1 protein-coding gene is annotated in these 506 nt (G+C 72.7%); it reads left to right on the top strand.

Features of this window, described 5'->3' with window-relative positions:
* The coding region (locus HL189_RS22565) for a zinc-binding dehydrogenase (protein WP_369135971.1) at positions 1-506 on the top strand (506 nt) is incomplete at both ends.

Here is a 506-nt window from a genome sequence, read left to right as displayed (position 1 = left end):
AACTGGCGGGCGGTCTGCGGGCAGTGCCGCGCCTGCCTCAAGGGCGAGCTGCAGTACTGCTTCGACACCCACAACGCCGCGCAGAAGATGACCCTGACCGACGGCACCGAGCTGTCCCCGGCCCTTGGGATCGGCGCGTTCGCCGAGAAGACGCTGGTGCACTCCGGGCAGTGCACCAAGGTCGACCCGGCCGCCCCGGCCACCGCCGCGGGCCTGCTCGGCTGCGGGGTGATGGCCGGGGTCGGCGCGGCGATCAACACCGGAGCGGTGCAGCGCGGGGAGAGCGTCGCGGTGTTCGGCTGCGGCGGCGTCGGCGACGCCGCGATCGCCGGGGCCAAGCTGGCCGGGGCGACCACGATCGTCGCCGTCGACATCGACGACCGGAAGCTGGGCTGGGCGAAGGGCCTGGGCGCCACGCACACCGTCAACTCGAGAGAGACCGACCCGGTGGAGGCGATCAAGGGTCACACCAACGGCTTCGGGGTGGACGTGGCGATCGACGCGGT

The sequence above is a fragment of the Modestobacter sp. I12A-02662 genome, assembly GCF_041028325.1.
Lineage (GTDB): Bacteria > Actinomycetota > Actinomycetes > Mycobacteriales > Geodermatophilaceae > Modestobacter.
The sequence above is the reverse complement of the archived record's forward strand: the minus strand, read 5'-3'. Positions and strand labels throughout refer to the sequence as shown.